The 1013-nt window shown below is 47.8% G+C and carries 2 protein-coding genes; both read right to left on the reverse strand.

Features of this window, described 5'->3' with window-relative positions; translation table 11 throughout:
* Positions 1 to 17 precede the first annotated feature (17 nt).
* A complete protein-coding gene (locus ACTHS3_RS14595) occupies positions 18 to 452 on the reverse strand; it encodes a pyridoxamine 5'-phosphate oxidase family protein (protein ID WP_070606217.1) in 435 nt (144 codons plus the stop codon).
* A gap of 54 nt (positions 453 to 506) precedes the next feature.
* On the reverse strand, positions 507 to 1013 hold a 507-nt coding region (locus ACTHS3_RS14600), incomplete at its 5' end, for a UbiX family flavin prenyltransferase (protein WP_440368325.1).

Raw genomic sequence — 1013 nt, forward strand, 5'->3', positions numbered from 1 at the left:
TTTCAGACGGCCTTTTCTTAATCCTCGCGATTCCAGTACGTTTTTTGTGCGAATACCAATTTATTGTCAGTGAATTTCACACTGTCCAAATTCAATGCCCAAACATCGCTTCTCATCACTCTGGCAGCAGGATGCGCTTTATAATACAAAGACTGCGCCGCTTTCAAATCCGCTTCATCCTCAATCAAAGCGGCAGTCGCCGCAAACTGAATACCGCTGATTTTCGTGATACTGTCAGGTTGTCCGGCAATGGTACCGGCTACTTTGGCAGAACGGCTCATCATTCCGCCATGTTTCGTTTGCAAAGATGTCAGCACAATTAGGCGGGCATTGGCTTCATCAAACACATAAAAACAACAAGCCGCCCAAACTTCGCCCTCTGCCGCAGTGGCAATACTGACGACATGATGATTGCTCAAAAATTTAACGATATTGGTAGGAATCGCTTGCATGATTTTTATCCTCTTTCTCAGTGTATTAAATTTATTTTCAGGCCGTCTGAAATATCAGCCCTGCCAGCGCGGCACATCGTTTTGAATAATACCGAACAAGTCCAAAGCGTGAGAGACGCTGTGTGTAATCATATCTTCGATGGATTCAGGCTTCTGATATAAAGCCGGAACGGGAGGAAACACGATACCGCCCATCTCTGTCACACGGCGCATATTTTCAATGTGCGCCAAGTTTAACGGCGCTTCACGCACCATCAACACCAGCTTGCGCCGCTCTTTCAACGTTACATCCGCCGCACGGCTGAGCAAATTATCGGCAAATCCATGAGCAACCGAAGCCAAGGTCTTCATTGAACACGGCGCAATCAACATTCCATCCGTCAAAAACGATCCGCTGGCAATACTTGCCCCGACATTACGGACGGAATGCACGACATCTGCCAAAGCATAAACGTCCTCTTTGGTGTAGTCCGTTTCCAAAGCGCGGGTCATCTCCGCCCCTTGCGAAACCACCAAATGCGTTTCTACCTGATGCTCACGCAAAAGCTGCAAAGCCTTCAC

It is taken from the genome of Neisseria sp. P0009.S007, from assembly GCF_051962515.1.

Excerpts from the sequence above, each read along its gene's own strand:
- ACTHS3_RS14595 (WP_070606217.1), bottom strand. The coding sequence starts at position 452 with ATGCAAGCGATTCCTACCAATATCGTTAAATTTTTGAGCAATCATCAT.